Below are 22,949 nucleotides of genomic sequence, written 5' to 3'. Positions count from 1 at the left end.
GTAGGCTCGGCCGGTCGGCCACGGCTGGCGAAATTCGGCGACGGCTGGCGACATGGTGAGGAGTGACCCAGGGATGACGGCCGGGAACAACGGCGCAAACACGCCCGAGGACGACGATCCGTTCGGCTACCTGTACGAGGACGGACAGGCAGCAGGCGCCCAGCCGCCACGGCAGGGCGGCTACGGCTACCCTCCCGCGGCCACGCAGCCCGGCGTGCCCCGGACCTCGTACAACCAGGTGCGGGCCGTCGGAGAGCGCCAGTACGGGCAGCAGGTGCCGCACCAGCAGCCGTACGGCCAGCCGAACGCGCAGTACGCCGCCCCGGCGACACACCCCAGCGCTCCCTCGGCGCATGTCCCGCAGCAGGGCGGCCGCGGCCGCACCGGCGGTCCCGGCAAGGGCGGCCCTAACACCAAGGGCCTGCTGATCGGTGCGGTCGCGGTGGTCCTGGTCGTGCTCATCGGTATCGGCGCCGCACTGATCACGAGCGACGACAACAAGGAAGAGAAGAAGGACGAGGCGACCCCCTCCGCCAGCCCCAGTAGCCAGGTCGAGGAGTCCCCGAAGGTCGAGCCGTCCGAGAGTTCGAAGGCCCCGGCCGAGCTTCCCAAGCAGGACGCGGCGACGCTGAAGCTCGGCGGCACGGCCCAGCTGGACAACACGATCAAGGGCGCGGAAGGCCCGAACGGCTCATACGTCACGGGCTTCAACGAGGTTGGCTCATCGGTGACGTGGAAGGCAGCGATGGAGGAGGAAGGCAAGTACCGCTTGACGGTGCGTTATGCGATTCCCGCCAAGGACGCCAATGCAACGCTGACGGTGAACGGGAAGCCGAATCCGCAGCCCATCGGCCTCAAGAACTTCATCCACTCGTCCGACTCGGACTGGGAAAAGAACTGGCAGACCACCTGGGCACCGGTCGACCTGAACAAGGGTGAGAACGAGATCAGCATCTCGTGCCAGGAAGGGAATCAGTGCGACGTGATCCTGGATTGGCTGGAAGTCACCCCTGAGAACGGTTAGCCCATTGAGGGCGAACACTTTGCGGCCTCTCCTGGTGTCCGAACCGGGGAGAGGCCGCGTTTGTGTTTTGTTCGGCGCGCGCAACGCGCTGCGTGCCGCGGTCAGCCCATCAGCGCGAGGAACCCCGCCACCGTCGCGGCCATCGCCTCGCGGCCCGGTGCGATGTACTTGCGCGGGTCCACGCCCGTGGTGTTCTCGGCCAGGTACGCCCGTACCGCGCCGGTGAACGCCGTGTTCAGCGCCGTACCCACGTTGATCTTGACCATGCCGGAGGAGGTGACGGCCCGGCGGATCTCGTCGTCCGGGACGCCGCTGGAGCCGTGCAGCACCAGCGGGACCGGGACGGTGTCGCGCAGCCGGCCGATCAGGGCGTGGTCCAGGGCGGCGGTGCGCTCGGTCATGGCGTGCGAGGAGCCGACCGCGACGGCCAGCGCGTCCACCCCGGTGTCGCGTACGTACGCGGCGGCCTCGGCCGGGTCGGTACGGACACCGGGGGCGTGGGCGTCGAGCGGGGCCTCGCCCTCCTTGCCGCCGACCTTGCCGAGTTCGGCCTCGATCCAGATGCCACGCTCATGGCCCCAGGCCACGGCCTCGGCCGTGGCCCGCACGTTCTCCTCGTACGAAAGCTTGGAGGCGTCGAACATCACCGAGCTGAAGCCTTCCGTGTGCGCCTGGTGCAGCAGCTCCACGGACTCGACATGGTCGAGGTGGAGCGCGAGGGGGGCGCCACAGGTACGGGCGGCGGCGGCGGCTGCGGCGGCGATGGCACAGAGCCGTCCGCCGTGGAACTTCACGGCGTTCTCGGAAATCTGCAGAATGGCGGGCGCTCCGGCCCGCTCCGCGCCGGCCGCGATGGCTTCCGCGTGCTCCAGCGTGATGACATTGAAGGCGGCGATCCCGCGTCCCTCGGTTTGGGCGGCGGAGACGAGTTCACCGGTGCTGACGAGCGGCATGCTGACCTCTTGCTGCTTCTTCGAACCAGCCGAACGCGGGTTCGGGGGCTGGCGCGGCCTCAGATCCTGTCGGGCGACCTCTGATCGGGCGGCCACGGCCTGGCACGCACGCTTTCGGCGTTGCCGAAATTCGGTGGTCAACCGACAGGCTCTCAGGCCGCGATTGTGTGTTCCTCGACGCCGACGCGCGGCAGCAGCTCCTCGTACGCCGCACGGTCGAACTCACCGGCTGTCGGGGAGAGCACGGTCGCCGTCGACAGTGCCACCGCCCGCCGCAGCCGGTCCGGCCAGCTCAGGCCTTCGACGAGGCCGGACAGCAGCCCGGCCACCGCGGAGTCGCCCGCACCGGTCGGATTGCCCAGGACCTTGGCGGGCGGGGACGCTCGCCAGATGCCATCGGGGGTGGAGGCCAGCATGCCGTCCGGGCCCAGGGACGCGATGACCCCGTGCGCGCCGCGGCGGCGGGCGTCGCGGGTGGCGCGCAGGGGTTCGCGGGAGCCGGTGAGCTGGGCGAGCTCGTCGGCGTTGGGCTTTATCAGATCGGGGCGGGCGGCGATGCCGCGGCGCAGCGGTTCGCCGCTGGTGTCCAGGAGCACGGGGACGCCGGCGGTGCGGGCCAGGCGGACCAGTTCGGCGTAGGCGCCGACGTGGATGCCCGGCGGCAGGCTGCCGCAGAGGGCGACGGCGTCGGCCCCGGTGAGGAGCTCCTCGTACCGGCCTATGAGGGCGGTCCACTCGTCGGTGGTGACGAGCGGGCCGGGTTCGTTGAGCTGGGTGGTGTCGCCGGTGGCACGGTCGACGACGGCGATCGTGCGACGGGTGTTCCCGGCGACGGTGACGAGGGCGTCGGTGATCGGCGCGGCGGCGGGTGTGGCACCGTTTTTGGCCTTCGTGTCCGCGTTTTGCCGCGACAGGCCTGCCAGCAGCTCGCGCACCACGGCTCCGGTGGAGCCTCCGGCGAAGCCGGTGACCGCCGTTTCGTGCCCGAGGGCACAGAGCACCCGGGCCACGTTGAGGCCCTTGCCACCGGGCCGCTCGGACTTGTCGCTGACGCGGTGGCTGGCGTGCGGGACGAGTTCCGGGACGCCGTACGTCAGGTCGAGTGCCGTATTCAGTGTGACCGTGAGGATCACCGCGGCCGCCCCCTCGATCCTGCTCTGGAGCGCGAATCCTTGGACGGAATGCGCTTTCTCTGCCTCTTTCCCAGGTGATCATGTCAAAGAGGCGGCGATCGGCCCAGATCTCCGGACCAACCGCCGTCTCTTCGTTACGTACTCGACTCGCCGTCAATAAGAGGTCGCGCACATAGGTGGGGCGGCGTCGCGTGCCGATGGGCGGCGCCTGGCGGCGTTGTCGTCGGTCGACGACGCTCCTTCCCCAAGCTCTCAGCTGCGCTCGAGCAGGGGAGATCCCATCCGCCTCCCTCCTCCGCCTTGCCCGGCTTGCCCCTCGCCCCGCTCCTTCCTCCACCCCACCTATGTGCGCGACCTCTAACGGGCCGGATCAGCCGATCCGGGGATCGATGATCCATTGGCCCTTGCGCATGACGCCCTTGAGCGTGAAGTCCGCGTCCAGGACCACCAGGTCCGCGTCCTTGCCCGGCTCCAGCGAGCCGACCTTGTCGTACACGCCGAGCAGCCGTGCCGGGTTGGCGGAGATGGACTGGACGACATCGCCGACCGGAATCCTGTCGATGGTCACGGCCCGGTGGAACGCGACGTCCAGGGTGAGCGTGGAGCCCGCGATCGAGTTGCCCTCGACCAGCCGCGCGACGCCGTCCTTGACCTCGACCGCGAGCGGGCCGAGCTGGTACCGGCCGTCGCCGAAGCCGGCCGCGTCCATGGCGTCGGTGATCAGTGCGACGCGGTGGGCGCCCGCGTGATGGTAGGCCAGCTCCAGGGCGGCGGGGTGCAGATGCGTACCGTCGTTGATCAGCTCGACGGTGATCCGCTCGTCCTCCAGCAGGGCGGCGATCGGGCCGGGCGCGCGGTGGGCGAAGCCGGGCATCGCGTTGTAGAGGTGCGTGGCGACGGTGGCGCCCGCGTCGATCGCCTCGACGGTCTGCTCGTACGTCGCGTCGGTGTGCCCGATCGCGGCGATCACCCCGTGCTCGGCGAGGAGTCGAACCGACTCGATGCCGCCCGGGAGTTCGGTGGCGAGCGTGAACATCTTCGCGGTGCCGCGTGCCGCGTCCATCAGCTTGCGGACCTCGGCCGGGTCCGGGTGGCGCAGCAGATTCTCACTGTGCGCGCCCTTGCGGCACGGCGAGATGAACGGCCCCTCGAAGTGGACACCGGCCAGGTCGCCCTGCTCGACCAGCTCGGAGAGGACACCGGCCCGCTGGGCGAGGAAGTCCATCTCGCCGGTGACGGTGGAGGCGACCAGCGTGGTGGTGCCGTGCTCGCGGTGGGTGCGGATGCCGGTGAGGACATCGTCGACGGTGCCGGAGGTGAAGGACGCGCCGCCGCCGCCGTGGTTGTGCATGTCGACGAAGCCCGGGACCACCCAGTGGCCGCTCAGGTCGACGATCCGGGTGGCATCCGGACACGGTGTGGACGCGGCCGGGGTGTGTGTGGGGTTGCCGTCGGTGGGTGGTTTCCACGGGGTGCCTGTGTCCTCCGCCGCGCTGCCGACGATCCGGGTGCCCTCGATGATCACCCGGCCGTTCTCGATGGTTCCGGTGGGAAGCACCACCCGGGCACCTGCGAGAACTGTGCTGTCTGCGCGTCCGGCCATCAGGCGGATACCTCCGTGGAGAGAAGATCCCAGGCGAGCAGCCCTGCGCCCAGGCATCCGGCGGCGTCCCCGAGGGCCGCAGGGACGATGTGGGGCAGTTTCTGGAACGTGACACGTTCCTTGACGGCCGCACGCAGTGGTGTGAACAAGGTTTCCCCGGCCTCGGCGAGACCGCCACCGATGATGAGTGTGCGGGGGTCGAGCAGTGTCAGCGCGGTGACCAGCCCGGCGGCGAGCGCGTCGACCGCGTTCCGCCAGACCTCCACGGCCGCCGGGTCGCCCGACGCCACGGCTTTCGCGCAGTCCGCCGCGTGCGCCGCCGGATCGCCGGACGCGGCGGCCCAGGCCCGGGTCACCGCGGAGGCGGACGCCAGGGTCTCCAGACAGCCGCGCTGACCGCAGCGGCAGTCCGGGCCGTCCGGCCGGACCACGATGTGGCCGATCTCGCCCGCGCACCCGTGCGCGCCGGACTCGATGGTGCCCGCGATGCCGATGGCCCCGGCGATCCCGGTGCCCAGCGGTACGAAGAGGAAGCGGTCGGCGCCCTTGCCCGCGCCGATCCGGCCCTCGGCGAGCCCGCCGGTGCGCACATCGTGGCCCAGCGCGACGGGGACACCGCCGAGCCGCTCGCCGAGCAGTTCCCGCATGGGTACGTCGCGCCAGCCCAGGTTCGAGGCGTAGACCGCGATCCCGTTCTCGGCGTCGATGATGCCGGGCACGGCGACACCGGCCGCGACAGCGCCTTCGCCGAGGTGCTCCTCACCGTACGCCCGCAGGTCTGCGGCGAAGGTGAGGATCGACTCCACGACGGCGTCGGGGCCGCGCTCTCTGCCGGTCGCCCGCCGCGCCTCATGCAGGAGGGCGCCGTCGGCCCCGACCAGTGCGGCCTTCATTCCGGTGCCGCCCACATCGAGGGCGATGACGTGTTTCACGGGAAACAGTCTCGCCCGAGGAACTGAAAAGGTCTAGTCCACTATCCCGGTTTGTGGTGACGGCAACCGCCTCGGACGTGAGGGCGGCGCAGGACGCGGAATGACGGGTGGCGGCTCTCCGGCCGGGCGATAGGTTGGCTGATATGACCACCCACCCGAATGGCCCCGACGACACGGACGGCCCCATCGGCCTCTCCGACAGGGACCGTGCCGTGCTCGCCGTCGAACGGCAGTCGTGGGCCGGGCCCGGGGCGAAGGAGCGCGCGATCCGCGAACAACTCGGCATCTCGCCCACGCGCTACTACCAGCTGCTGAACGTGCTGCTCGACGACCGCCGCGCGCTGGAGGCGGACCCGGTGACGGTGAACCGCCTGCGCCGGGTACGGGATGCGAGGCGCGAGCGCCGCTGAAACCGGCACCCGCCCATGGTTGTGTCCGGCGGTACGCCTATAGGCTCGACACATGGGCAGCAACCCGCACGTACCCGCGTCGAGCGAGACCCCGGCCGAGCTCCCGGCCCCCACCACCCCGCCCGGCCGAGAAGCCCTCGCTGCAATCCTCGCGCGCCCCGACCGTGCCGTCGTCGCGCTCGATTTCGACGGGACGCTCGCCGACATCGTCCCGGACCCGGAACAGGCCCGCGCCTACCCCGGCGCCGTCGACGCGCTCGTCGCGCTCGCCCCGAAGGTGGCCTCCGTCGCCGTGATCACCGGCCGCCCGGCCGGCGTCGCCGTCCGGCACGGCGGCTTCGCCGGAGTGCCGGGACTCGATCACCTCGTCGTCCTCGGCCACTACGGTGCCGAACGCTGGGACGCCGCCTCCGGTGCCGTCCATGCCTCCGCCCCGCACCCCGGTATCGCCGCGGTCCGCGCCGAACTCCCGGGCGTGCTCCACCGGTTCGACTCGTGGCACGGCACCTGGATCGAGGAGAAGGGCCGGTCGCTCGCCGTCCACACCCGCCGGGCCACCGACCCGCAGGCCGCGTTCGAGGCCCTGCGCGGCCCCCTCGGCGAGCTCGCCGGCCGGCACGGCCTGATCGTCGAACCGGGCCGCCTGGTACTGGAGTTGCGCCCGCCGGGCGTGGACAAGGGTGTGGCGCTCGCACAGTACGTACGGGAGACGGACGCCGAGTCCGTCCTGTACGCGGGCGACGACCTGGGCGACCTCGCCGCGTACGCCGCCGTGGAGAAGCTCCGCACCGACGGCCCCGACGGCATCCCGGGCCTGCTGGTCTGCAGCGGCAGCGCGGAAGTGCCCGAACTGGCCGATCGGGCGGATCTGCTGCTGACCGGCCCGGGAGCCGTCGTCGACTTCCTGGCGGCCCTGGCGCGGCAGCTCTGAGACCGCTCCCGCTCACTGCCGCCGCAGCGCGTCCAGCTGGTCCAGGAACCACTGCTGCGGCGGCAGCGCCACCGCCGCCGCAGCCAGCCGCTTCGTGCGCGCGGCCCGTTCGTCGTCCGGCATCGTCAAAGCTTCGTGCAGCGCCGCCGCCGTCGCGGACACGTCGTACGGGTTCACCACGACCGCATCGCTGCCCAGTTCCTCGTACGCCCCCGCCTCCCGCGACAGCACCAGTGCGCAGCCGTGGTCGGAGACGACCGGGACCTCCTTGGCGACCAGGTTCATGCCGTCGCGGATCGGGTTGACGAGCGCCACGTCGGCCAGCCGGTACGCGGCGAGCGAGCGGGCGAAGTCGTCCTTGACGTGGAGCACGACCGGCGTCCAGCCCGCCGTGCCGTACACGGCGTTGATCTCGTCGGCGACCCGCCGCACCTCGACCGTGTAGTCGCGATACACCGCCAGGTCCTGCCGCGAGGGGTAGGCGAAGGCGACATGGACGACGTGCTCACGCCATTCGGGCCGCTCTTCGAGGAGCGCGCGGTAGGCGAACAGCCCGCGCACGATGTTCTTGGACAGTTCCGTTCGGTCCACTCGTACGATCGTCTTCCGCCCGGGGCCGACCTGCTCCCGCAGTGCCGCCATCCGCTCGTCCACGTCCGCCTCGTGCGCGCGCCCGCGTAGGAAGTCCGCGTCAGCGCCGAGCCCGTGCACCCCGATCCTGGTCCGGCCGGTGCCGCCCAGGATCTCCGTACAGCAGCCGATGAACGCGTCCGCCCAGCGCCGGGTCAGAAAGGCCGCCCGGTCCGCGCCCAGGATGCCGTGCAGCAGCTGCTCGGCAATGTCGTCGGGGAGCAGGCGGAAGTAGTCGGCGGGCGCCCACGGGGTGTGCGAGAAGTGGCCGATACGCAGGTCGGGGCGGAGTTCGCGGAGCATGCCGGGCACCAGCGCGAGGTGGTAGTCCTGCACCAGCACCGCCGCGCCCCGGCCCGCATCCTTGGCGAGCGCCTCGGCGAAGGCCCGGTTGTACGTCTCGAACGACGCCCACTGCCGCCGGAACTCCGCGTCGAAGACCGGCTCCAGCGGCGTCTGGTACAGCATGTGGTGGACGAACCAGAGCACCGAGTTCGCGACGCCGTTGTACGCGTCCGCTTGGACGGCCGCGTCGATGTCGAGCATCCGTACGCCCTGCTCACCGACCCCGCGCCTGACCGCCTCCCGGTCCCCGTCACCGAGCGCGGCGCACACCCACAGCTTGTCCTTGACGGCGCTCAGCCCGGAGACGAGCCCGCCGCCGCCCCGCTTCGCGTCGAGCGATCCGTCCGTGGCGAGGGTGTACGACACCGGGCCCCGGTTGGACGCGACGAGGACCTGGGCAGCGGACTGGGCTTCGTGCTCGGAGACCATGTTGCGGAATCTAGCCGGATCACGAACCACCCAAACGTGCGAAGCCAGGCCACGTCAGGCCGCGCGGCGCGAAACGTACTCCTCGATCTCGCGCATCGGGGGCCGCTCCTCGGTGTCCACCGCATGGGTGCGTGGCACGAAGCCGTTCTCGCCGCGCTCGAACTGGGTGAGCGAAGGCCGCACCAAGTGACCTCGGGACAGACGGAGTTGAGCGGTCCGGTAGATTGCCGCCGCCATCCGCCCGAGCGCCTGCCCGTCCTGGTGGCGGTGCTTGCGCACCCCCACGTCGACCTGGGCCAGCGCGTCCAGGCCCACCGTGTGCAGCGCGTCGACCAGGAGGCCCAGCTCCACTCCGTAGCCGACGGGGAAGGGCAGCCGTTCGAGGAGGGAGCGGCGCACGGCGTACTCCCCGCCCAGCGGCTGGACGAAACCGGCCAGCTGCGGCCAGTGCAGATTGAGCAGCGGACGGGCCACCAGTTCGGTGACGCGACCGCCCTGACCTGCGGTGTCACCGAAGGGGCGGTCGTACATCGCCTTCACGAACTGCACGTTCGGGTCGGTCAGCAGCGGGCCGACGATGCCGGAGACGAAGTCCGCCGAGAAGTCCTTCAGATCGGCGTCGATGAAGCAGACGATGTCACCGCCGGTCACCATGAGCGACCGCCACAGGACCTCGCCCTTGCCGGGCACGGCGGGTATCCGGGGGAGTATCTCGTCCCGGTGCACCACCCGGGCGCCGGCCTCCCGGGCAACCTTCGAGGTAGCGTCCGTGGAACCGGAATCGATCACCACGAGTTCGTCGACCAGCTGGACCTTCTCCATCAGCTCGCGCCGGATCGTCGCGACGATCCGGCCGACCGTCGCCTCCTCGTTCAGCGCGGGCAGTACGACGCTCACGCTCCCGCGGTGCGGGTCCCTGGCCTTGGCGGCCAGGAGACGGTCCAGCGGGCGGTCGGCGGCCGACCAGGAACGCCCGGCCAGCCAGCGTTCGACCTCTTCCAGCACGGTCGATACTCCCTGTATGTGATCCATCTCGCGGTTCGGACGACTATCTCAACTGTCCGGTGCTTCGGTTACAGTCTTGAACAACGCGGACGGCCGTCGCATGTCGGGGTCGGTCTGCCAACAAATGCCTGGATCGGTGATCCAGTGCCACAGCGCTCATCCAGAGGGACTGAGGGAACGGCCCGTTGAAGTCCCGGCAACCCTCCTACCGGCCGCGAGGCCACGGTGGGGAAGGTGCCAATTCCGTCTTGTGGCGAAATGCGTCGCAAGGAAGATGAGGAGAAAGGGCCTCCGCCATCATGGCCGTGCAGACTGTCGCAGTAAGCACTGATTCTTCCGCCGAAGCTGTCGACCTCGGTCCCGCCGCGGCGCTTTCCTGCCGCGAGTGCGGCGAGCGATTCGAGCTCGGCCCCATTTTCGCCTGTGCGTCCTGTTTCGGTCCGCTCGAAGTGGCGTACGACCTGCCGAGCGGCTCCCCCGACGAACTGAAGAAGCGCATCGAGGCCGGACCCGACAACATCTGGCGTTACGCGCCCCTGCTGCCGGTCCCCGCCGATGTCGCGGACAAGCCCAACATCAACCCTGGTTTCACGAAGCTGGTCAAGGCCGACAACCTCGCGCGCGAGCTGGGCGTCACCGGTGGCCTGTACGTCAAGGACGACTCCGGCAACCCGACACACTCCTTCAAGGACCGCGTCGTCGCCATTGCCGTCGAGGCCGCCCGCGCTTTCGGTTTCACCACCCTCTCCTGCTCCTCCACCGGCAACCTCGCCGGTGCGGTGGGCGCCGCCGCCGCCCGGGCCGGCTTCCGTTCCTGCGTGTTCATCCCGCATGACCTGGAGCAGGGCAAGGTCGTCATGGCCGCGGTGTACGGCGGTGAGCTGGTCGGCATCGAGGGCAACTACGACGATGTCAACCGCTTCTGCTCGGAGCTCATCGGTGACCCGCTCGGCGAGGGCTGGGGCTTCGTCAACGTCAACCTGCGTCCGTACTACGGCGAGGGCTCCAAGACCCTGGCGTACGAGATCTGCGAGCAGCTCGGCTGGCAGCTGCCCGACCAGATCGTCATCCCGGTCGCGTCCGGCTCGCAGCTCACGAAGATCGACAAGGGCCTGCAGGAGCTGATCAAGCTCGGTCTCGTCGAGGACAAGCCGTACAAGATCTTCGGCGCCCAGGCCGAGGGCTGCTCCCCGGTCTCCACCGCCTTCAAGGCCGGTCACGACGTCGTACGGCCCCAGAAGCCGGACACCATCGCCAAGTCCCTGGCGATCGGCAACCCCGCCGACGGCCCGTACGTCCTGGACATCGCCCGCCGCACCGGCGGCGCGGTCGAGGACGTCGACGACGAGCAGGTCGTCGACGCGATCAAGCTGCTGGCGCGCACCGAGGGCATCTTCGCGGAGACGGCGGGTGGGGTGACGGTCGGCGTGACGAAGAAGCTGATCGAGGCCGGTCTGCTCGACCCGACGCTGACCACCGTAGTGCTCAACACGGGTGACGGCCTCAAGACCCTGGACGCGGTGGCCGCCACCTCTCAGGCGACCGCGACGATCCGCCCGAGCCTGGACGCGTTCCGCGCCGCCGGCCTCGCCGCCGTCTGACCACCCGAGACAGAAGAAAGGCACCCACCATGAGCGTCAAGGTCCGCATCCCCACCATCCTCCGCACCTACACGGGCGGCCGGGCCGAGGTCCCGGCCGAGGGCTCGACTCTCTCCCAGGTCATCGAGTCCCTGGAGCAGAACCACCCGGGCATCGCCGCTCGTGTCCTGGACGACCAGGGCAAGTTGCGCCGCTTCGTGAACGTGTACGTCAACGACGACGACGTGCGCTTCGAGGGCGGCCTGGACGCGGCGACGCCGGACGGCGCCGGCATCTCGATCATCCCGGCGGTGGCGGGGGGCTGCTGACCGTCCGTCCGACTTCACGGCTTATCGGAATTGCCCCTTCCGCGAGAGAAGCGGAGGGGGCAATTCTGCGTGGTTGAGCGCGGTACAGTGTGGGAAGCCCCCCCCGCTGCCCGTGCCGCCCGCATATGAGAATGCGCCCGCTCGCGACAAGAAGCAGCCAAAGTGGTCGATCTCCTTGCGCCAAACATCACCTTTGCCCGGCCCGACTTGCCCTGGAATCTCATGAATCCCTCATGTTCGGGCGTTCGGTGCTGCCCAGAATTCTCGTCCGATTGACCTGTTGCAGAGGGCAGTTGGGCAGATACATTCGGCCGCGGTCGACGCGTTCCGGCGCACGCACCCTCTCCTGTCGGAGGGTGGGTTCTGACCCGGGTCCGCGAAGTGCGGTCCTGTGCAAGGGCCAGTAATAGGGGAGTTAGGCATGGCTCAGGGCACCGTCAAGTGGTTCAACGCGGAGAAGGGGTACGGCTTCATCGCGGTCGACGGTGGTGCGGATGTTTTCGTCCACTACAGCGCGATCCAGATGGACGGGTACCGCACCCTCGAAGAGGGTCAGCGAGTTGAATTCGAGATCTCGCAGGGCCAGAAGGGGCCGCAGGCGGACATGGTCAAGCTCGCCGTCGGCTGAGCTCGACGCGGTCGGCCAACGACACTACTCACGCACAAAGGGCCCATACCCCAGGGGGTACGGGCCCTTTGTGCGTGAGCGCCGTGGTCCACCCGTGTTGGCCGTGTTCGTCCGCGTCCCGTCGACGACCATCACCCCTCAGCGAGCCTTCTTCGAAGGCGCTTGCGCCCTCCCGTCGCCCGACCACCACCCCTCAGCGAGCCTTCTTCGAAGGCGCTTGCACTCTTGGGGGTCGAGTGCTAATCATTGGCGTTAGCACTCTCCAGGTGAGAGTGACAGAACTTGGACCGGGCCGGTGAGGCCCGCAGGTCCGGTGGGGCAAGGAACCGCCGGACACGCAGGCCGTCCGTCGCGGGCGCCACTCGGTCCGGAGAAATCCACCCCTGTCCGGGAGGACCACTTCACATGGCCAAGATCATCGCGTTCGACGAGGAGGCCCGGCGCGGTCTCGAGCGCGGCATGAACCAGCTCGCCGACGCCGTCAAGGTCACCCTTGGCCCCAAGGGTCGCAACGTCGTCCTTGAGAAGAAGTGGGGCGCCCCCACGATCACCAACGATGGTGTTTCCATCGCCAAGGAGATCGAGCTGGAGGACCCGTACGAGAAGATCGGCGCGGAGCTGGTCAAGGAGGTCGCCAAGAAGACGGACGACGTCGCCGGCGACGGTACGACCACCGCCACCGTTCTCGCCCAGGCTCTCGTCCGTGAGGGCCTTCGCAACGTCGCCGCGGGTGCCAACCCGATGGCTCTCAAGCGGGGCATCGAGAAGGCCGTCGAGGCCGTCTCCGCCGCCCTCCTGGAGCAGGCCAAGGACGTGGAGACCAAGGAGCAGATCGCTTCGACCGCCTCCATCTCCGCCGCCGACACCCAGATCGGCGAGCTCATCGCCGAGGCCATGGACAAGGTCGGCAAGGAAGGTGTCATCACCGTCGAGGAGTCCCAGACCTTCGGTCTGGAGCTGGAGCTCACCGAGGGTATGCGCTTCGACAAGGGCTACATCTCGGCGTACTTCGCCACCGACATGGAGCGCATGGAGTCGTCCCTCGACGACCCGTACATCCTGATCGTGAACTCCAAGGTCAGCAACGTGAAGGACCTCCTTCCGCTGCTGGAGAAGGTCATGCAGTCCGGCAAGCCGCTGCTGATCATCGCCGAGGACGTCGAGGGCGAGGCCCTGTCGACCCTGGTCGTCAACAAGATCCGTGGCACCTTCAAGTCCGTCGCCGTCAAGGCCCCGGGCTTCGGTGACCGCCGCAAGGCCATGCTCGGCGACATCGCCATCCTCACCGGTGGCACCGTCATCTCCGAGGAGGTCGGCCTCAAGCTGGAGAACGCCGGTCTCGACCTGCTCGGCCGCGCCCGCAAGGTCGTCATCACCAAGGACGAGACCACGATCGTCGACGGTGCCGGTGACAGCGACCAGGTTCAGGGCCGCGTCAACCAGATCCGTGCCGAGATCGAGAACTCCGACTCGGACTACGACCGCGAGAAGCTCCAGGAGCGCCTCGCGAAGCTGGCCGGCGGCGTGGCCGTCATCAAGGCCGGTGCCGCGACCGAGGTCGAGCTCAAGGAGCGCAAGCACCGCATCGAGGACGCGGTGCGCAACGCCAAGGCCGCCGTCGAGGAGGGCATCGTCGCCGGTGGTGGCGTGGCTCTGCTCCAGGCCTCGGCCGTCTTCGAGAAGCTGGAGCTCTCGGGTGACGAGGCGACCGGCGCCAATGCCGTGAAGCTCGCTCTGGAGGCCCCGCTCAAGCAGATCGCCGTCAACGGTGGCCTTGAGGGCGGCGTCGTCGTCGAGAAGGTGCGCAACCTGGCCGTCGGCCACGGTCTGAACGCCGCGACCGGCGAGTACGTCGACATGATCGCCGAGGGCATCCTCGACCCGGCCAAGGTCACGCGCTCCGCCCTGCAGAACGCCGCGTCCATCGCCGCGCTGTTCCTCACCACCGAGGCCGTCATCGCCGACAAGCCGGAGAAGGCCGCCGCGGCCGCTCCGGGCGGGATGCCGGGCGGTGACATGGACTTCTGATCCTGACGGATCGGTAGTTCCTGTACAGCTTTGCCGCATCGGCCCCGGGACCAACTGGTCCCGGGGCCGATGTCGATTTCTGTACGGGTGGCGGGCCGGCGCTTCCGCTCAGAGGTTTCGCCTGGTGGTGGGGCGCGCGAGTGCGCTGAATGCGCCGGGTGGCCTCCCTGAGCGCCGCTGCTGATGGGGTGGATCGGCGGGGGCACGGTGCAGGAAGCGGGGAACGGGCGTCGGACTCCTGTGACCGTGGTGGCGTGGGCCGTGCGGCCCGCACTTCCTCCCCTTCCACTTCGTACGAGGAGTCCCGTGCGCATCCGTTCGATCCTGTCTCTCGCCGCGTCCGCCGTCGCGGTGGCGGCGCTGGCCACCCCCGCCCAGGCCGCGGACGCCGCCGATGGCGCGTACTTCATCCGTGATCTGCGCAGCGGCCAGTGTCTGGCCGGTGGCGAAGGCCCGCTCGGCGGTCACGTCGAGCCCTGCAACCCCCGCACCATCTGGGAGATCCGAAGCCAGGGCAACGGCCTGGCCCAGATCGTCGAGGCGCGCGGAGAGGGCCGCTGCCTGGCGCTCTCGCCGATCCGGATCTTCCCGCCGGCCGTGTGGGTGGATCAGTGCGGCAAGCAGCCCGACCAGTGGTCGATCCAGGGCGCGGCCGATGAAGAGCCGGTCAACATCGCCCTCGGCCGGGGTGAGCTCGGCTCCCTGACGACGGAGGGCCAGCGCGTCGTCCTTCTCCCCAACGGTGGGCCCCAGTGGGTCCTGGAGCGGCTCGGCTAGGACCGGCTGGTTCGACCGCACACACAGCCGCCCCGTGCCGGGATCGCCCAGCCCGGCACGGGGCGGCTGTGTATGGGGGGCTCAGTCGCGGCGGGGGCCGATGACCGACTTTCCATCGTGCACGATGATCGCCTGGGCCGGGCAGATGTCGGCGGCGTCCAGGACCCGTTCGTCGGGCTCGGTCTCGTCCGCCCGTGCCCGGGCGTGCTCGCCGTCCAGCGCGAACACTTCGGGGACGGTCCCGGCGCACATGCCCGACGCCTGGCAGAGCTGGGGGTCGACGCGTACGTTCCAGGGCATGCCGTTCACCACCCGACCGGCATGACACGCGGGCCGCGTACCAGCATCTCGGACTTCCATGTCACATCGCCCGCCACCCGCAGCCCCGGGAAGCGGGTGATGAGCGCGATCAGCGCCTCCTGAAGTTCCAGCCGGGCCAGCGGGGCGCCCAGGCAGTGGTGGACACCGTGGCCGAATCCGAGGTGCTGGTTGCCCTCGCGAGCGATGTCTAGCACGCCCGGGGCGGTGAAACGCAGTGCGTCGTGGTTGGCGGCGCCCAGGGCGACCAGGACCGGGCTGCCGGCCCGGACGAGGGTGCCGCCTACCTCGATGTCCTCGGTGGCGTACCGGGGTTGGCCGGCGCCGCTCCCCAGCGGCACGAAGCGCAGCAGTTCTTCCACCGCGCCCGATACGAGTCCGGGATCGGCCCTGAGCCTGGCCAGCTGATCCGGATGGTCCAGCAGCGTGAGGACGAAGTTGGGGATCTGGGACGCGGTGGTCTCGTGTCCTGCCACCAGGATGCCCACGCACAGATCGACGAGTTCGAGTTCGGAGAGCCGGTCGCCGCCGTCGCGGGCCTCGATGAGCGCCGTCATCAGGTCGTCCTGCGGCGACTGCCGGTGCTGGTCGATCAACTTGGCCATGTAGGCGCGTAGTTCATCGCGGCTGGCGTCGAACTCCGCAGCCGTGAGCGAGCTGGTCGACAGCGCGTCGTCGCTCCACACCCGAAATCGTGGACGGTCCTCGGTGGGTACGCCCAGCATTCGGCAGATCACCGCGACCGGCAGCGGCAGCGCGAACAGGTCGACCAGGTCCGCGGGCGGTCCGGCCGCCTCCATGTCGTCGAGGAGGCCGGCGGTCAACTGTCGGACCTGGGGCCGTAGCTTCTCGATCTGGCGGACGGTGAATGCCTTGGCGACCAGGGAGCGCAGCCGGGTGTGGTCGGGCGGATCCATGCTGAGGATGCCACTGTCGCGCCGGCCCTCGGACTGCCGGGGCTCGTCGTGCGAGGCGCCCGCGGCCCGGCTGAAGCGCGGGTCGCCCAGGACGAGCCGGGCGTCGGCGTAGCGGGTGACGAGCCAGGCCGGTTCGCCGTATTCCATCTGGACCCGTAAGAGGCCGGGCCGGTCGCGGGCGCGCTCGTAGGCGTCGGCGAGCTGGAGCCCGTCGGGAGTGTTGAAGGGGTAGGCGGTGGGGGTGATGTCCGCTTTCGTCACTGTGGCCTCTCTTATGTAAGCAGCTGCTTACAACGGTAGGAGTGTGCTTGGGGGCGGTCAACAACGCTTTACGGCCGTTATCCTGACGGGCCGTCCGAGAGGAAATCCGCCATGGAGTCCGCGCCCGCACCGCCGTCCGGAGAGCGGCGTCGCGACGCCGCGGCCACGCGTCGCCGACTGCTGGAAGCGGCCCGTGACCTGTTCGCGGAGCGGGGCTACGAAGGGACGACGGTCAGGAGCATCGCGGAGCGGGCCGGGGCCAACCAGGCCTTGCTGTTCCGGTACTTCGGGTCCAAACAGGGGCTGCTCACGGAGGTCCTCGCGCAGGGCGGACTTGAGCAGGTGCGCACGACACCGCCCGAAGAGCTCTTCGAGACCGCCCTGCGCTCGATGCTGACCCGCAGCGCAGTCGGCGGTGCGGGGGATCGCTCCCTGGAGGTCTATCTGCGCTCCATCGGGCGGGGTGACGAGGCGGCCGGAACCCTGCGGGAGTTGGGCGAGGAGTATCAGAGAGCGCTGGCCGGGCTCTCCGGCACTGAGGACGGTGCCCTGCGTGCGGATCTCGCCATGGCGTGGCTTCTGGGCATCGGCCTGATGCGGACGGTCGTCGCGCGCGAGCCCCTGGCCGGGGCCGATCCGGACGACGTGTGCCGTCTCGTGCTGGGCACACTCAGGCACCTCTGGTCGGCTCCGCAGGAGTAGCGGAAGAACACGCCCGGACCCGGGCCCCGGGCCCGGACGTGTGCTGTGCGCTGTTACCGGTGACGGCTCTCGAAGGTGGCGAAAGCCGTCTCCTGGCGCCACTCGGTCGCCGCCTTCGGGTTGTCGGCGAGGTAGCGGGCGCAGCGCTCGCTCGGGTGGCCGGTGCCCGGTTGGTTGCCCGAGCAGGCGGCGACCAGGCGGTAGCCGGAGGGGGCGGAGCCGGTGGCCCACAGGCTGCGGCCGTTGCGGAACGCGTACTCCAGCGAGGCGCGGGCCAGGTCCTTCAGCTCGGTGTAGCCGAGGCCGTATGTCTTGGCGGCGTACTGGTACTCGTGGCTGATGTCGATCCGCGAGACCCCCGGGTCGTCGGTGGACAGGACCACCGGGACGCCGTATCGGCGGTACGCGTCGAACGGGTGGTCGGCGCCCGCGATGCCGAGGATCTGCTTGTTGCTGGAGAGCGGCACCTCGACCGCCACCTTGCGCTGCGCCATCGTCCTGGCGAGCTGCCGCCAGTCGTCCTCGTGGACCAGGTCGACGCCGTGTCCGATGCGTTCGGCTCCGGCGACGAGCACGGCCTCGCGGATGTGGAAGGTCAGGTCCTCGGGCTTGACCAGGCCGGGGGCCAGCTCGCCGGCGTGCAGGGTGAGGTGGGCGCCCGGGTACTGGCCGCGCAGATAGTTCAGCATCCGCATCTGGAGGCTGTAGTTGGCCAGCGAGCTGTCCCAGTCCTCGGGCTGTACGAGGTTGACGGCGACGAACCTCGGGTCGCGCTCCGCCAGCCGCATGCCGACCGCCATCTGCGTGAACACCCGCGCCGGTGAGCTGCCCCGGGACACCTGGGAGATCCACCTGACGGGGAGCCGGCAGCCCGGGTCGGGGCGCGCGGTGTCGCAGTGCGCGGCCTTGCGGAACTGGACGTTGCTGTCGTCGGCCTCCTTGACCGCCTCGTCCACGACCCGGTCGAGTTTCCCGCCGGCCACGAGCTTGCGGTGAAACGCCGCCAGGTCGGCGTCGTAACCCACGGACTCGGCAAGCGCCTTGGCGCTGTCCGACGCGGGGGTGACCATGGTCTCCAGATAGAACTGGTTCTGTTCGACAACGGTGTTGGCCACGTTGGCGAGCATCTTGCCGCGGGCGTACCAGGTCGCCATGCCGAACTTGTTGAACGTGTCGAAGAAGTGGTCGTGCCCGGACTGATCGGCCGGGAAGTCCTGCATCGACCAGGCCCGGATGATCTCCCGCTTGAACGCGGCATCGGTCCGCGTGTCGGCGGCGGGCCGCGTGCCCGGTCCGCACGGCGACGCGACCGCCGTCATCGTCGCGTCGATGCACAGGCCGTTCTCGATCGCGAGCTTGATCAGGTACTCGGTCGTGACCGCGCCGGAGAGGTGGTTGTGGAGGTCGCCCCCCTTGGGCAGCGCCTTGAAGAAGGACTTCAGCCGCTCGGGTCTGTTGCGCAACGAGTCGAGGTATGCGGACGTCCTGCGCTCGGCGGCGGTCACCACACGGGGCGACGCGAACGCGGCGACGCGCGACGAGGAGTCCTTCGCGGGTGCGGTCGAGGTCGCGGCGGTGGCCGGGAGCGCCGGGAGCAGGGTCAGCGCGGCGAGTGCGCCGAGCCCGGCCGGGAGCAGGGACTTGGGACGGCGAGCCGTCCGGTTTGATGACATCACGACCGAATGATTGCGTTTTGAAGAGCCGCCCGGGACCCGAATCACGTTTGTGGCCGGGAACGTTCACTCGATCGAGGAAACCAGGTCCGTCCGTCGAGGGTCCGATTTCGGTGTTGTGGTCGGACATGGAGGCTTGGGCCTCAGAGGCCACCCGACAGCCTCTCAGCATCTCGTCCAGTTTCTCGGCCTGATCCGCCTGCATCCGTCGCGTGCCGGACTCCAATTGTCCGATGAAGGAGCCGCTGACGAACAGCGGAAGGCCCAGTTCCTCCTGCGAGAGGCCCTCGGCCTCTCTCCGGTGGCGGAGTTCGGCGCCGAGCAGGGCGCGTGGTGAGGAGGAGGGGCCGAGCTTCTTGGGTCCTGGTATGACAACTCCCTGTGACACACGTGCGGGTGTTGGTTCTCCGCCTCTTCCAGGCTAGCTGCGCGTTGGACACGCTGGGTATGCATTGTCATTACTCAGCGTGGAAAGGAATGGGTCATGGCGATCAAGGAACGGCGCAGGGCGGCAGAGGGCAGAGTGCGGGCGGCGGAGGACGCGGTGGCGCGGCTGAAGGAGGGGTTCTCGGCGGTGGGGATCACGTTGCCTTCGCTGCGAATCGACCCGGTGACGTGCGCGGGGAGTGAATCGGCGTCGCCGCTGGTGGACCTCGGCCGGTGCAACCTCGACACGGCGTTGCGGCTGAGTGCGGTGCTGGAGGCGCAGGGGCTGGCCGGTCATGACGGGTGAGGGGCTGGAGTCGCGCGGGCCGGAGCCCGGGTCGTTCGCGGTGGACACCCGGGACGGGCGGGTGGGGCGCGTGATGGGGCGCGTCGGACCGTACGTACAGCTGCGGGAGCCAGGGGGCGGGGCGGAGTGGGACTGTCCGCCGGAATCGGTGCGCCCGGCGCCGCTCGGGGAGGTGCTGCGGGCCAGGGTCAGGGAGGTCAACCGGGAGGGGCGGCTGCCGTGAGGGTGTCGGCCGGCCAGGCCTGACACGCCGTGGACGTGCGGAAGGGCGATGCCCAGGGTGGGCGCCGCCCCTTCGACCTGGCCGGTCGGTCCGGTCAACGCTCTTTTACGTACGGCACGGCCACTCGTTGCGCAATGCAATGAAATGACTGCGTACAGTTGCAGTCGGTGGCGGGTCGGGTGCCGTGAGCAGTCAGGAAAATTTCAGGGAGGCCCTGCCAGCGTGCCGTTCCATGACAACCGACACGACTGACACGTATACGCCGGGCACGCGTTTTCGGGCGCGCCAGATGCTGAACAAGGTCCCGGAAGTGACCCTCTACTTCTGGGTGATCAAAGTGCTGTGCACCACCGTGGGCGAGACCGCAGCCGATCTGCTCAACGACAACCTGGGCATGGGGCTGACCAACACCACGTACCTGATGGGTGCGCTGCTGGTCGTGACCCTGTTCTTCCAGTTCCGGGCGCGGGCGTATGTGCCGGGCCTGTACTGGCTGACCGTGGTCCTGATCAGCGTCGTCGGCACGCTGATCAGCGACAACCTGACCGACAACCTCGGGGTTCCGCTCCAGACCACGACTGTGGTGTTCGCGGTGGCGCTCGCCGTCACGTTCATCGCCTGGTACGCGAGCGAGCGGACGCTGTCCATCCACTCGATCCGGACGACGCGCCGTGAGGCGTTCTACTGGCTGGCGATCCTGTTCACGTTCGCGCTGGGCACGTCTGCGGGCGACCTCACGGCGGAGAAGCTGAATCTGGGGTACTGGCTCTCCGCGGTCGTGTTCGCCGCGCTGATCGCGGCCGTGGCGCTCGCGCACCGCACGCTCGACTTCAACGAGGTGTGGTCGTTCTGGATCGCGTACGTCCTGACCAGGCCGCTCGGCGCCTCGCTGGGCGACTACCTGTCGCAGCCCGCGGCGGACGGCGGGCTGGGGCTGGGCACGGTCGGCACCAGCATCCTGTTCCTCGTCCTCATCCTCGGCCTGGTCGTCTTCCTGACCCGGACCCGGCGCGATGTGGCGGAAGAGGCTGGTGTCGTCGGAGTCAGCCCGCGGGAAGGGTGATGACGAAGCGTGCGCCGGGGGCCGCGGTGTCCAGCGCGATGTCGCCGCCCGCGGCCCTGGCCAGTCGGCGGGCCAGGGCCAGGCCGAGCCCCGCGCCGTCGTGTCCGTCCTCGGGGCGGGCACGGCGGCCGGGTTCGAAGAGCGAGGCGACGAAGTTCTCGGGGACTCCGGGGCCGTCGTCGGACACGTACACCGTGACCTCGCCCGCGCTCGCCGCGCAGGTGAGGGTGATCGAGTGGGCGGCGTAGCGGCGGGCGTTGTCCAGGAGCGGCGTCAGGATGCGCTCGGCGACGTCCTGCGAGACGCCGATGCTCACGTCGGGGGGCGGTGTGCCGGGTGGTGATGTGTTGGGCGGTGGTGTGCCGGCCGCCGCGACGGTCACCGGTGGGGCCGCGGGAAACAGGGTCGCGTTGCGTTCTGCCAGGCGGTGCGCGATGTCGGCGAAGCGGGAGCGGCCGGGAGTCTGCGCGTTGCGGGTACGGACCTCCGAGAGCAGTGAGTCGCAGATCTGCTGCATGGTCGCGGTGGCCCCCGCGATGGCCTCCAGAGAGGTCTCCCGCTCCTGCGCGGAGCGCGGGCGTCCGGTCAGCCACTCGGTTTCGGCGGCGATGCGGGCGAGCGGGGTGCGCAGTTCGTGGGAGAGCTCGGCGGCCTGCTGCTGCTCGTGGCGCAGGACGGCGGCCAGCCGGTCCAGCAGGGCGTCCAGGCTGGTCGCGAACGCGGCGAGTTCGGCCGGCCGGTCCTCGGCACCGAACCGTTCGGGGGCGCCCGCGGCGCTCCACCGGTTGGCCTGCTCGCTCATCGACGTTACGGGGCGCAGGGCCCGTCGTACGACGAGGCGGGTCAGCAGATAGATGGTGGCGAGCAGGAGCACGGCCAGTGCGATCGAACCGACCAGGGCGGTGTCCGCCGTACTGCGGTACGGGTCGAGGCTCACGGAGCTGACGACGGTGCCGGCCTGCGTGGGCGGGTGCCCCGGCCGGGCGGGGGTGTCGACGGGGAACGCGTACAGCCGCCACGCCCCGGGGCCCTCGGTGTCGGCGAACGTCTCGCGTCCTCCCGCGAGCCGGGCCGCCTGGGCCTCCAGGCCGGCGGGTGCGGTGGGAGGCTTCTCGACCACCGTGTCGCCCTGGAAGATCCAGACCCCTACGTCCAGGGCCCGGTCCTCGGTCGGCTCCCGGACGACGAGCCGGCCGTCGGGGCGCACGTCCACCGTCGCCGCCACGGCCTCGGCGCGGGTGCGCAGGACGTCGTCGGCCTGTCCGTGGAGCCGGTTGTCGAGGGCGATGTTGAAGACGATGGTCAGGACGCCGACCCACAGCGCACTGGCGGCGAGGGCCATCAGGGCGAGGCGGCCGCGAAGGGTGCGGGGGGTGAAGTAGCGGTTCATCAGTTCATCGGGGCCCTTGGTCGGACGTGTTGCCCTGTCGGTCCTCTGCTCAGCCGAAGCGGTAGCCGATGCCGCGGACGGTGCTGATGGTCTGCGGGCTGTCCGCCTCGCGGAGCTTGCGGCGCAGCCGGGTCAGGTACTGGTCCAGGGTGTTGTCGCTGACCTGCGCCCCCTCCGGCCAGCCCGCCCGCAGCAGGGCCCGGCGGCGCACCACGTTCCCGGGGCCGGACATCAGGCACGCGAGCAGGCGGAATTCGGTCGGCGTCAGGGCCACGGGCCGGCCGTGGACCGTCAGCTCGTGCTTCATCGGGTTCAGCCGCATCGCACCCGCGCTGTCGGCGAGGGCGCTGTCGTGGTGACCGGTGCGGTTCAGGACTGCGCGGACGCGGGCCGCGAGCTCGCTGAGGTGGAACGGCTTCACCAGGTAGTCGTCGCCGCCCGAGGCGAAACCGGAGAGCCGGTCGGTGAGATTGCCGTGGGCGGTCAGGAAGATCACCGGAACGGTGACCCCGGCACCGCGCATCGCCTGGCACACGTCGCGCCCGTCGGAGTCGGGCAGCCCCACGTCGAGCACGACCGCGTGCACCGACTCGTCGACGGTCTTCAGGGCGGTGGCGCCGTCGACGGCGGTCACCACGTCGAAGTCCTCGTCGCGCAGGCCACGGGCCAGGACATCGCGCAGGCCGTGGTCGTCCTCGACGACGAGAATGCGTGCAGCGGTCACCCGGCCAGTATTACCCGGTCCGCACCGGGCACCCCAGCGCGCTCAGGTTCCGGGAGGTCGACGCGGACGGGCGCCCGGCGGAGGGGCGCTGCATACGCCACACGATCGTGGGAGGCTGAGGGAAGCGGCGGACTGCCGCAGAACCGTCGATCTACGCTCCTTTGTCAGGCCACAGGAGAAGGGACCCGCGATGACCGCCGCGATGGTC

The 22,949-nt window shown here is 70.0% G+C and carries 23 protein-coding genes, 1 pseudogene and 1 riboswitch; of the genes and pseudogenes, 12 read left to right on the top strand and 12 right to left on the bottom strand.

Features of this window, described 5'->3' with window-relative positions; genetic code table 11:
• The first annotated feature begins 73 nt into the window (after positions 1 to 73).
• On the top strand, positions 74 to 1,024 hold the full coding sequence (locus ABT115_RS05210; RefSeq protein ID WP_351784217.1) for a CBM35 domain-containing protein: 951 nt from the start codon (positions 74 to 76) through the stop codon (positions 1,022 to 1,024).
• A gap of 101 nt (positions 1,025 to 1,125) precedes the next feature.
• Here ABT115_RS05210 and ABT115_RS05205 read toward each other — a convergent pair whose 3' ends face one another.
• The 4 genes from ABT115_RS05205 to ABT115_RS05190 all read right to left on the bottom strand — a co-directional run bounded on the left by ABT115_RS05205 (position 1,126) and on the right by ABT115_RS05190 (position 5,645).
• Positions 1,126 to 1,977, bottom strand: coding sequence for a class II fructose-bisphosphate aldolase (locus ABT115_RS05205; protein ID WP_351784215.1), 852 nt, complete (start codon positions 1,975 to 1,977; stop codon positions 1,126 to 1,128).
• A 152-nt stretch (positions 1,978 to 2,129) separates the two neighbouring features.
• Complete coding sequence (locus ABT115_RS05200; protein WP_351784213.1) at positions 2,130 to 3,110, bottom strand: 1-phosphofructokinase family hexose kinase; 981 nt, start codon at positions 3,108 to 3,110, stop codon at positions 2,130 to 2,132.
• A 370-nt stretch (positions 3,111 to 3,480) separates the two neighbouring features.
• Positions 3,481 to 4,713 carry an N-acetylglucosamine-6-phosphate deacetylase gene (nagA, locus tag ABT115_RS05195; RefSeq protein WP_351784212.1) on the bottom strand — a complete coding sequence of 411 codons (1,233 nt, stop codon included), beginning with the start codon at positions 4,711 to 4,713 and terminating at the stop codon, positions 3,481 to 3,483.
• Positions 4,713 to 5,645, bottom strand: coding sequence for an ROK family protein (locus tag ABT115_RS05190; RefSeq protein ID WP_351784210.1), 933 nt, complete (start codon positions 5,643 to 5,645; stop codon positions 4,713 to 4,715). The genes nagA and ABT115_RS05190 overlap by 1 nt, the downstream gene beginning before the upstream one ends.
• Positions 5,646 to 5,788: 143 nt before the next feature.
• Between ABT115_RS05190 and ABT115_RS05185 the strand changes: the two genes are divergently transcribed.
• Both ABT115_RS05185 and otsB read left to right on the top strand, forming a co-directional pair.
• Positions 5,789 to 6,055, top strand: coding sequence for a DUF3263 domain-containing protein (locus ABT115_RS05185; RefSeq protein ID WP_351784208.1), 267 nt, complete (start codon positions 5,789 to 5,791; stop codon positions 6,053 to 6,055).
• 52 nt (positions 6,056 to 6,107) lie between these two features.
• Positions 6,108 to 6,986, top strand: a complete 879-nt coding sequence (gene otsB / locus ABT115_RS05180; protein ID WP_351784206.1) for a trehalose-phosphatase — start codon at positions 6,108 to 6,110, stop codon at positions 6,984 to 6,986.
• A 12-nt stretch (positions 6,987 to 6,998) separates the two neighbouring features.
• On the opposite strand, the gene ABT115_RS05175 is transcribed toward otsB, so the two are convergent.
• Both ABT115_RS05175 and ABT115_RS05170 read right to left on the bottom strand, forming a co-directional pair.
• On the bottom strand, positions 6,999 to 8,390 hold the full coding sequence (locus ABT115_RS05175; protein ID WP_351784204.1) for an alpha,alpha-trehalose-phosphate synthase (UDP-forming): 1,392 nt from the start codon (positions 8,388 to 8,390) through the stop codon (positions 6,999 to 7,001).
• A 54-nt stretch (positions 8,391 to 8,444) separates the two neighbouring features.
• Positions 8,445 to 9,395, bottom strand: coding sequence for a glucosyl-3-phosphoglycerate synthase (locus tag ABT115_RS05170; protein ID WP_351784202.1), 951 nt, complete (start codon positions 9,393 to 9,395; stop codon positions 8,445 to 8,447).
• Between the two features lie 153 nt (positions 9,396 to 9,548).
• Positions 9,549 to 9,676, top strand: a riboswitch (SAM riboswitch).
• Between the two features lie 18 nt (positions 9,677 to 9,694).
• Between ABT115_RS05170 and thrC the strand changes: the two genes are divergently transcribed.
• The 5 genes from thrC (at position 9,695) to ABT115_RS05145 (ending at position 14,737) form a co-directional block, all read left to right on the top strand.
• Positions 9,695 to 10,996, top strand: coding sequence for a threonine synthase (thrC, locus tag ABT115_RS05165; RefSeq protein WP_351784200.1), 1,302 nt, complete (start codon positions 9,695 to 9,697; stop codon positions 10,994 to 10,996).
• A gap of 29 nt (positions 10,997 to 11,025) precedes the next feature.
• Positions 11,026 to 11,304: a MoaD/ThiS family protein gene (locus ABT115_RS05160; RefSeq protein WP_351784198.1), complete on the top strand. Its 279-nt coding sequence runs from the start codon at positions 11,026 to 11,028 to the stop codon at positions 11,302 to 11,304.
• A gap of 421 nt (positions 11,305 to 11,725) precedes the next feature.
• Positions 11,726 to 11,932, top strand: a complete 207-nt coding sequence (locus ABT115_RS05155; protein ID WP_003967346.1) for a cold-shock protein — start codon at positions 11,726 to 11,728, stop codon at positions 11,930 to 11,932.
• 405 nt (positions 11,933 to 12,337) lie between these two features.
• On the top strand, positions 12,338 to 13,960 hold the full coding sequence (gene groL, locus ABT115_RS05150; protein WP_072487928.1) for a chaperonin GroEL: 1,623 nt from the start codon (positions 12,338 to 12,340) through the stop codon (positions 13,958 to 13,960).
• A 306-nt stretch (positions 13,961 to 14,266) separates the two neighbouring features.
• Positions 14,267 to 14,737, top strand: coding sequence for an RICIN domain-containing protein (locus tag ABT115_RS05145; protein ID WP_351784196.1), 471 nt, complete (start codon positions 14,267 to 14,269; stop codon positions 14,735 to 14,737).
• 81 nt (positions 14,738 to 14,818) lie between these two features.
• Here ABT115_RS05145 and ABT115_RS05140 read toward each other — a convergent pair whose 3' ends face one another.
• Together ABT115_RS05140 and ABT115_RS05135 are read right to left on the bottom strand one after the other, a co-directional pair.
• Positions 14,819 to 15,037, bottom strand: coding sequence for a ferredoxin (locus ABT115_RS05140; protein ID WP_351784194.1), 219 nt, complete (start codon positions 15,035 to 15,037; stop codon positions 14,819 to 14,821).
• Positions 15,038 to 15,042: 5 nt separating this feature from the next.
• Positions 15,043 to 16,233 carry a cytochrome P450 gene (locus tag ABT115_RS05135; protein ID WP_351784192.1) on the bottom strand — a complete coding sequence of 397 codons (1,191 nt, stop codon included), beginning with the start codon at positions 16,231 to 16,233 and terminating at the stop codon, positions 15,043 to 15,045.
• Positions 16,234 to 16,344: 111 nt separating this feature from the next.
• Here ABT115_RS05135 and ABT115_RS05130 point away from each other — a divergent pair, with 111 nt between their 5' ends.
• Positions 16,345 to 16,935 (top strand): TetR/AcrR family transcriptional regulator, encoded by a 591-nt coding sequence (locus ABT115_RS05130; RefSeq protein WP_351784190.1) that lies wholly within the window; start codon positions 16,345 to 16,347, stop codon positions 16,933 to 16,935.
• Positions 16,936 to 16,988: 53 nt separating this feature from the next.
• Here the strand turns inward: ABT115_RS05130 and ABT115_RS05125 are convergent, their stop codons facing one another.
• Entirely contained in the window at positions 16,989 to 18,608 is a 1,620-nt protein-coding gene (locus tag ABT115_RS05125; protein WP_502969033.1) for an adenosine deaminase family protein, read from the bottom strand.
• Positions 18,609 to 18,774: 166 nt separating this feature from the next.
• Positions 18,775 to 18,978: pseudogene (locus ABT115_RS05120) on the bottom strand (helix-turn-helix domain-containing protein); the annotation flags it as partial.
• A 114-nt stretch (positions 18,979 to 19,092) separates the two neighbouring features.
• Between ABT115_RS05120 and ABT115_RS05115 the strand changes: the two are divergent.
• The 3 genes from ABT115_RS05115 (at position 19,093) to ABT115_RS05105 (ending at position 20,627) form a co-directional block, all read left to right on the top strand.
• On the top strand, positions 19,093 to 19,341 hold the full coding sequence (locus tag ABT115_RS05115; protein WP_351784186.1) for a hypothetical protein: 249 nt from the start codon (positions 19,093 to 19,095) through the stop codon (positions 19,339 to 19,341).
• Entirely contained in the window at positions 19,331 to 19,564 is a 234-nt protein-coding gene (locus ABT115_RS05110) for a hypothetical protein (RefSeq protein WP_351784184.1), read from the top strand. Before ABT115_RS05115 ends, ABT115_RS05110 begins: the two co-directional genes overlap by 11 nt.
• A 232-nt stretch (positions 19,565 to 19,796) precedes the next feature.
• Entirely contained in the window at positions 19,797 to 20,627 is an 831-nt protein-coding gene (locus tag ABT115_RS05105) for a COG4705 family protein (protein WP_502969030.1), read from the top strand.
• Here the strand turns inward: ABT115_RS05105 and ABT115_RS05100 are convergent.
• Both ABT115_RS05100 and ABT115_RS05095 read right to left on the bottom strand, forming a co-directional pair.
• On the bottom strand, positions 20,608 to 22,017 hold the full coding sequence (locus tag ABT115_RS05100; protein ID WP_351784182.1) for an ATP-binding protein: 1,410 nt from the start codon (positions 22,015 to 22,017) through the stop codon (positions 20,608 to 20,610). The two genes, ABT115_RS05105 and ABT115_RS05100, sit on opposite strands and share 20 nt — an antisense overlap.
• Before the next feature lie 49 nt (positions 22,018 to 22,066).
• A complete protein-coding gene (locus tag ABT115_RS05095) occupies positions 22,067 to 22,741 on the bottom strand; it encodes a response regulator transcription factor (RefSeq protein WP_351784181.1) in 675 nt (224 codons plus the stop codon).
• Positions 22,742 to 22,949 lie beyond the last annotated feature (208 nt).

The organism is Streptomyces sp. NPDC001832, from assembly GCF_040297265.1.
Classification (GTDB): Bacteria; Actinomycetota; Actinomycetes; order Streptomycetales; family Streptomycetaceae; genus Streptomyces.
This window is presented reverse-complemented; position numbering and strand designations above follow the sequence as displayed.

Bases quoted from the DNA above. Each gene is read 5' to 3' on its own strand.
- groL (WP_072487928.1), top strand. From the start codon at position 12,338: ATGGCCAAGATCATCGCGTTCGACGAGGAGGCCCGGCGCGGTCTCGAG.
- ABT115_RS05210 (WP_351784217.1), top strand. From the start codon at position 74: ATGACGGCCGGGAACAACGGCGCAAACACGCCCGAGGACGACGATCCG.
- nagA (WP_351784212.1), bottom strand. From the start codon at position 4,713: ATGGCCGGACGCGCAGACAGCACAGTTCTCGCAGGTGCCCGGGTGGTG.
- ABT115_RS05105 (WP_502969030.1), top strand. From the start codon at position 19,797: ATGACAACCGACACGACTGACACGTATACGCCGGGCACGCGTTTTCGG.
- ABT115_RS05110 (WP_351784184.1), top strand. From the start codon at position 19,331: ATGACGGGTGAGGGGCTGGAGTCGCGCGGGCCGGAGCCCGGGTCGTTC.
- ABT115_RS05125 (WP_502969033.1), bottom strand. From the start codon at position 18,608: ATGTCATCAAACCGGACGGCTCGCCGTCCCAAGTCCCTGCTCCCGGCC.
- ABT115_RS05100 (WP_351784182.1), bottom strand. From the start codon at position 22,017: ATGAACCGCTACTTCACCCCCCGCACCCTTCGCGGCCGCCTCGCCCTG.
- ABT115_RS05140 (WP_351784194.1), bottom strand. From the start codon at position 15,037: ATGCCCTGGAACGTACGCGTCGACCCCCAGCTCTGCCAGGCGTCGGGC.
- ABT115_RS05175 (WP_351784204.1), bottom strand. From the start codon at position 8,390: ATGGTCTCCGAGCACGAAGCCCAGTCCGCTGCCCAGGTCCTCGTCGCG.
- ABT115_RS05130 (WP_351784190.1), top strand. From the start codon at position 16,345: ATGGAGTCCGCGCCCGCACCGCCGTCCGGAGAGCGGCGTCGCGACGCC.
- ABT115_RS05115 (WP_351784186.1), top strand. From the start codon at position 19,093: ATGGCGATCAAGGAACGGCGCAGGGCGGCAGAGGGCAGAGTGCGGGCG.
- otsB (WP_351784206.1), top strand. From the start codon at position 6,108: ATGGGCAGCAACCCGCACGTACCCGCGTCGAGCGAGACCCCGGCCGAG.
- ABT115_RS05205 (WP_351784215.1), bottom strand. From the start codon at position 1,977: ATGCCGCTCGTCAGCACCGGTGAACTCGTCTCCGCCGCCCAAACCGAG.
- ABT115_RS05160 (WP_351784198.1), top strand. From the start codon at position 11,026: ATGAGCGTCAAGGTCCGCATCCCCACCATCCTCCGCACCTACACGGGC.
- ABT115_RS05185 (WP_351784208.1), top strand. From the start codon at position 5,789: ATGACCACCCACCCGAATGGCCCCGACGACACGGACGGCCCCATCGGC.
- ABT115_RS05155 (WP_003967346.1), top strand. From the start codon at position 11,726: ATGGCTCAGGGCACCGTCAAGTGGTTCAACGCGGAGAAGGGGTACGGC.
- thrC (WP_351784200.1), top strand. From the start codon at position 9,695: ATGGCCGTGCAGACTGTCGCAGTAAGCACTGATTCTTCCGCCGAAGCT.